The organism is Mesorhizobium sp. M7A.F.Ca.ET.027.03.2.1 (genome assembly GCF_003999175.1).
Classification (GTDB): domain Bacteria; phylum Pseudomonadota; class Alphaproteobacteria; order Rhizobiales; family Rhizobiaceae; genus Mesorhizobium.
Map to the genome: position 1 here is coordinate 1 of NZ_RZOM01000284.1, position 6,185 is coordinate 6,185.

General features: G+C 61.8%; 7 protein-coding genes. 5 read left to right on the plus strand and 2 right to left on the minus strand.

The genetic code is table 11. The features are described from left to right. The first annotated feature begins 48 nt into the window (after positions 1-48). Positions 49-990: a DUF3445 domain-containing protein gene (locus EN750_RS14575; RefSeq protein ID WP_127396831.1), complete on the plus strand. Its 942-nt coding sequence runs from the start codon at positions 49-51 to the stop codon at positions 988-990. Here EN750_RS14575 and EN750_RS14580 read toward each other — a convergent pair. Both EN750_RS14580 and EN750_RS14585 read right to left on the minus strand, forming a co-directional pair. Next, positions 987-1,430 (minus strand): hypothetical protein, encoded by a 444-nt coding sequence (locus EN750_RS14580; RefSeq protein ID WP_127268297.1) that lies wholly within the window; start codon positions 1,428-1,430, stop codon positions 987-989. The two genes, EN750_RS14575 and EN750_RS14580, sit on opposite strands and share 4 nt — an antisense overlap. A 127-nt stretch (positions 1,431-1,557) precedes the next feature. Continuing rightward, complete coding sequence (locus EN750_RS14585) at positions 1,558-1,887, minus strand: hypothetical protein (RefSeq protein WP_127396832.1); 330 nt, start codon at positions 1,885-1,887, stop codon at positions 1,558-1,560. Between the two features lie 350 nt (positions 1,888-2,237). Between EN750_RS14585 and EN750_RS14590 the strand changes: the two genes are divergently transcribed. The 4 genes from EN750_RS14590 to EN750_RS14605 form a co-directional block, all read left to right on the plus strand. Further along, positions 2,238-3,128 (plus strand): substrate-binding domain-containing protein, encoded by an 891-nt coding sequence (locus EN750_RS14590; protein ID WP_245482710.1) that lies wholly within the window; start codon positions 2,238-2,240, stop codon positions 3,126-3,128. 231 nt (positions 3,129-3,359) lie between these two features. Continuing rightward, positions 3,360-4,805: a homospermidine synthase gene (locus EN750_RS14595; RefSeq protein ID WP_127272620.1), complete on the plus strand. Its 1,446-nt coding sequence runs from the start codon at positions 3,360-3,362 to the stop codon at positions 4,803-4,805. 183 nt (positions 4,806-4,988) lie between these two features. Then, positions 4,989-5,366: a hypothetical protein gene (locus EN750_RS14600; protein WP_127259982.1), complete on the plus strand. Its 378-nt coding sequence runs from the start codon at positions 4,989-4,991 to the stop codon at positions 5,364-5,366. Between the two features lie 187 nt (positions 5,367-5,553). Then, the coding region (locus EN750_RS14605) for a metallophosphoesterase (protein ID WP_189526208.1) at positions 5,554-6,185 on the plus strand (632 nt) is incomplete at its 3' end.

Below are 6,185 nucleotides of genomic sequence, written 5' to 3' on the forward strand. Positions count from 1 at the left end.
TCGCTGCGCGGACTGATCCCCGCAAGACTGACCTGAAACAGGACGACTGTGCCCACTCACACACCCCCAGAGCATACGCTCCCCACCCACACGCCCTATGACGGCTCGTCGAAACTGTTCAGTATCGGGCTGAAGCCGCTCGATCCGGCGGACTGGATCGAGATCGACGGCCATCTGCTGCCGTATCTCGCCGAAAAGCACCGGCTCTATGCCGAAATCCCAGAGCGCGTTTTCGTCGAGGAGGACGGCACGCGCGATGCCCAGCAGGAAGTGCTCGACTTGCTCGCTGCGCATCTCCTGGAGAGGTTCCCCGAAACCCATCGGCTCGGCGGATCAGGCATCGAGGTGGTGGGCGCGGCGAGCCGTCTGCCTGCGGCCCTCGCCGAGGCGCCGCTGGCCAGGGCCTCACTGCTCGTCCAGGAAGACCTCATCCTGATGCGCCGTGGCGACAGCGGCTGGCGGCTGGTTGCCGGCTCGCTCTGCTTTCCCTCGTCCTGGTCGCTCCTGGAAAAATTCGGCAAGCCGCTGCAGGACATCCACGCGCCGGTGCCGGGTTTCGGCCCGGGCACGCGTCCGGCGGAACTCATCAACCGGATGTTCGATGGCCTCCAGGGGCAGGCGGTCGAGCGCTACAACTGGTCGATCCAGTCCGACAACGCGCTCTACCATCCGCTCTCCGACCTGCAGCGCATCGACCGCGCCACCAACCGGCCGTCGCGCTTTCCCGATGGCGACATCGACGCCCATGCGTTCATCCGCGTCGAGCGGCAGACCCTGCGCAAACTGCCTGTTTCACGCGATATCCTGTTCACCATCCGCATCCATCTCGACCCGCTCGCCGTGCTGGCCAGGCACCCTGATCGGGCGAAGCTCGCGGCGTCTTTCGCCGCCCAGCTCGAAGCTCTCGATCTCGCCCAGCTCGATTACAAGGGCCTGACCGCAGACCGCGATCGGCTGGTCGACCGGCTCGGGGGGCTGGCGCTGTCCTAAATCGCGGCCAAGCCCAGCAGCAGGATCGCGGACATCGCGGTAAAGACGGTGACGTTGACATCCCACCGCCAACCCGCCGGTCCGAACGGCGGTCGGAATGGCAGGTAGCCGTTCTCGTCGTAGAGCACGCCGCCATAGATCGGTCGTGAGAGCATGGCCACGAAGAACGCTCCATACATGGCCACGCCCAATCCCCCGGCGAGATAGAGCCGCTCGGCTTGGAGTGGGCCTCCAATCCAGATAAGCCCCAGCGCAATCAGCGCGACTCCGGTATAGCTCAGCACCTGCCAAACGACGTGAAACCGGGCGTGCGGAGTCCACAGCGGATTGGTGGCGTGGGTGGCGTTGAGGTCGGCTTTGATCGTCACCACACCGTAACCCACGGTCGCGACGCTCAGCAGAATTCGGGCAAGCAGATGACTGTCGTAAGCGAGTTCCATCGCACTTTCCTCCTTCACTAGGGAAATCGATGACGGCAATTCAGCAGATCGTAATCCGAAGTACTTCACCTAGGAAACAGCAGTATGCCGGTCGATGCCGCACTTTGCCGGCCCCGACGCGGGAGCGTCACGCAGGCGACACGGCTTGAATGGCGCCTTGGGCACAGAAGAGCTGCCCGTCGGCCAGCCGCGCATAGTTGTGGACGATCCCTTTCTCATGATCCTGCAACTGCACGATGAAGTTGCCGCTCTGCTCCGTCCAGCTCATGAGCACGAGGTTCGGGCGTACGCTGGTCATGTCGATCTTGACCACCTCGTCAATTTTGGTGGCTCCGATCGACGCCTGCACATGTAGTTCGTCCGGCGAGAAAAACGTCAGCCGGGGTACGAACGGGCCGAAAACGCAGTCGAAAGTCTTACCGACAAGCGAGGCGGGAAAAACATTGTTTTCTGCCATAACACCCTCCCTGGGCGTGGCCGTTGCGACCAAGCCATTTGACGATCTTCGATGTTTCAGTCGCGAAAATGCCAGAGACGCTTACTTGGAGCGCTCCAAGTGATACGATCCGCCCTTTCCACTTTCGAGTCAACAAAATTCTTGGAGCGCTCCAAAAAATGGTCTAACTGAAGGGAAATGGGTGAATCGCAATGCCAACGCTAGCCGACGTGGGCAAGGCTGCCGGTGTCTCCCGGGGCACTGTTTCCAACGTCTTCAACCGGCCGGAACTGGTCAGGCCTGAGTTGCGCCAACGTGTCGAAGCGGCTGCGCGAGCGCTTGGATTTGGCGGCCCCGATCCAAAGGGTCGATTGCTGCGGGATGGCAAGTTCAATGCCATCGGGTTCATGCCACCTGGCGCCTACGCCATCGCCGAGGTGATGAGAAGTCCCTATGGCCGCGAGCTGGTGCTGGGCGTTTCGCTCGCCTGCGACGAGGCCGGAACGACGCTCAGCCTTGTAAACGGCACCGATAATACCCGCTTCGCCAGCATCCGCGAGGCCCTCGTTGACGGCTTCATCCTTGGTCACAGCGGGGACATCGGTCTCATAACATCGGCACAACGGCGGCGCCTGCCCTTCGTCATTCTCGAAAGCGACGCAGGTCCCGACATCAATTCGATAAAGATCGACGGCAGGAGGGGCGCGGTCGCTGCCGTCCGGCATCTGACTGGGCTGGGACACCGACATTTTGCCATCCTGTCTATACGGAGAACTCCAGGCCCTCCGATCGTGCACATGCCCGGACAGGCAAAGCGCCCGCTTCTAGCCGGCTTCTCGCTCGACAACGAGAGGCTCGACGGCTTCAAACAGGGCTTGGCGGAGGCGAACCTATCGATCGACGATGTCCCGATTATCGAGACGACGCCCGGCGATCCATCTGCTGGAGCGGTGGTGTTCGACAATGTGCCTGAAGCAACCGCGATCCTGACCATGTCGGATTGGCAGGCGATCACAATACTCGACGAGGCGGTTTGTCGCGGCATAGAGGTGCCGGGCCACGTGTCGGTCATTGGCTTCGATGGCACTGCTGAATCCGCGCGCACCACACCTCCGCTGACGACTGTCGCGCAAGACGTGATCGGAAAAGGCAGGCTCGCCGCCCGCATGGTTCTTGACAACCAACCGCCCCGCCAAGTCGTTCTGCCCGTGGAGTTGGTGGTTCGGGCGTCCACAGCTGCGCCGAGGGCAAAAATCCGTTGAACGGACGGGGCACGTCGCTTGCGCTTGGCAAATGAGCTAACTTTGGTTCGGGTAGAGCCATTCATCCACGGTTTCAGCCTTAACCACGTAGCCAACGCAGCTAGCCGCTGGTTGGCGCTTTTCGCTGGTTTGTGACAATGATCTGTGATGTAGCGCATGGCCGCCGGGCAAAAATCCCCGGCTTGCGCATGTTTTCCCAGTTTCCTGGGTTTTGAAGGAGTGCTCGATAAAATGGCGAATGAAAACTGGCCCGTTTACGGTGAGATCAGCGGCCCTGTCGTGATGATCGGCTTCGGCTCGATCGGCCGGGGAACGCTGCCACTGATCGAACGCCATTTCCAGTTCGACAAGTCGCGCATGACGGTCATCGACCCGCGCGACACCGACCGCAAGCTGCTCGACGAGCGCGGCATCGCCTTCGTCCAGGAAGCGGTGACCGAGAAGAACTACAAGAAGCTCTTGACCCCGCTTCTGACCAATGGCGGCGGCCAGGGCTTTTGCATCAACCTGTCGGTCGATACCGGCTCGGTGGATCTGATGCGGCTCTGCCGCAAGCTCGGTGTGCTCTACATCGACACCGTCGTCGAGCCGTGGCTCGGCTTCTATTTCGACGCCAAGGCGGACAACGCCAGCCGCACCAATTACGCGTTGCGCGAGTCGCTGCTCAAGGAAAAGCACGACAAGCCCGGCGGCGCCACGGCGGTCTCCACCTGCGGCGCCAATCCAGGCATGGTCTCGTGGTTCGTCAAGCAGGCGTTGGTCAATCTCGCCACCGATCTTGGCCTGGAGTTCTCGGAGCCCGCGCAGGACGACCGCGAGGGCTGGGCCAAGCTGATGAAGAAGGCCGGCGTCAAGGGCATCCACATCGCCGAACGCGACACCCAGCGCGCCAAGAAGCCGAAACCGATGGATGTGTTCTGGAACACCTGGTCGGTCGAAGGCTTCATCTCCGAGGGCCTGCAGCCCGCGGAACTTGGCTGGGGCACACACGAGACATGGATGCCGAAGAACGCCAAGAAGCACAAGCACGGCTCGAAGGCAGCCATCTATCTGGAGCAGCCGGGCGCCAACACGCGCGTGCGCTCGTGGTGTCCGACTCCCGGCGCGCAATACGGCCTGCTGGTGACGCATAATGAGGCGATCTCGATCGCCGATTTCTTCACCGTGCGTTCGAAGAAGGGCAAGGTCCAGTACCGCCCGACCTGCCACTATGCCTATCATCCCTGCAACGACGCGATGCTGTCGCTCGACGAGATGTTCGGCGCCGCCGGCAAGCCTCAGCCGGTGCATCATGTGCTCGACGAGAACGAGTTGATCGACGGCGTCGACGAACTCGGCGTGCTGCTCTACGGCCACGACAAGAATGCCTACTGGTACGGCTCGCAACTGTCGCTCGCCGAGGCGCGCAAGCTGGCGCCCTACCAGAACGCCACCGGCATGCAGGTCACCTCGGCGGTGCTCTCGGGCATGGTCTGGGCGCTGGAAAACCCCGAGGCCGGCATCGTCGAAGCCGACGAGATGGACTACAGGCGGTGCCTGGAAGTGCAGTCCCAGTATCTCGGACCGGTCAAAGGCTACTACACCGACTGGACGCCGCTCGATAACCGCCCCGGCCTGTTCCCGGAAGACCTCGACCGGAACGACCCGTGGCAGTTCCGCAACATCCTTGTGCGATAGCAGCACCGCCTACCTGCCTCACCGCCTTGCAATCGCCCGGAAATCGGGCGATTGAAGGGATGCGGACCACAACGACACGCATTCATCTGGACGCATGTCGCTCTGGAAACTTGGATGCACGCCTCGTGCTTGTCGAAAATCGATTCCGATTTTCGGGCCGATGCGAGAGGAGAGGATTTTCACATGATCATTGCGCGCAAAATTCTTTCGATGAGCGTGGCGGGCGCCATTGCGACGATGCTCGCCGCCTGTGCGACCAGCGGCCCTGATGAACCGCCGATGGCAGCGGCGCCGAAAGGCGTCGAGGGCTCCTGGATCGACGCCAAGGGCACCGGCCTGTCGACCTTCGCCGGCGGTACCTTCACGACGGTCGCCACCGACACCGGCCAGAAGCTTGCCGACGGCAGCTACACGATGACCGGCGCCACATCGGTGCAGATCAACGGCACCTCGCTGATCCGCCAGACCGCGGTCAGCTTCAACTGCCTGATGGTATCGACAAGCCAGCTCAACTGCACGAGTTCCAGCGGTCAGAATTTCGTGCTGACAAGGCGCGTCTGAGCCCGCGACCATTCGTTTCCAAGGACGGCGGCCGGTTGGCCGCCGTCCTTTTTTATGCCGGCAAAGGGGTCCCGGATTCCGCTTGCGTCATCGGGAACGCGATGGGAACATGGCCGAAGCGCCGGCTGTTATGTTCCAGTCAAGCAAGAGCGCTAATGGCCTCTGATCGGCTTTCCGGGAGACGAAGATGAAGAAGCTTGCCGCCATTGCAGCCCTGTCAGCCTCAGCACTCGGTCTGTCGGCCGGCGCGTCCTTTGCCGACTACACGCTGAACATCCTGCATATCAACGACTGGCACAGCCGCATCGAAGGCAACAACAAATATGAATCGACCTGCTCGGCGGACGAGGAAACCAAGGGCGAGTGCATCGGTGGCGCGGGCCGGCTGATCACCGCGATCGCCCAGGAGCGCAAGAAGCTGCAAGGCCAGAACGTGCTGCTGCTCAGCGCAGGCGACAATTTCCAGGGCTCACTGTTCTACTCCACTTACAAGGGCAAGGTCGAAGGCGAATTCCTCAACGACATGAAGTTCGATGCCATGGCGCTCGGCAACCATGAATTCGACGACGGCGAAGTGGCCTTGGCGCCGTTCCTCGACATGATCAAGTTCCCGGTGCTCGGCGCCAATGTGAAGGCCAACGCGCAATCCAAGCTCGGCGACCGAGTCAAGCCATCTGTTGTCGTCGAGGTCGGCGGCCAGAAGATCGGCATCATCGGCGCGATCACCAACGACACGCCGGACCTCGCTTCCCCCGGACCCAACGTCGCAATAGAGGACGACGTCAAGTCGATCACCGCCGAAGTCGAGAAGCTCAAGGG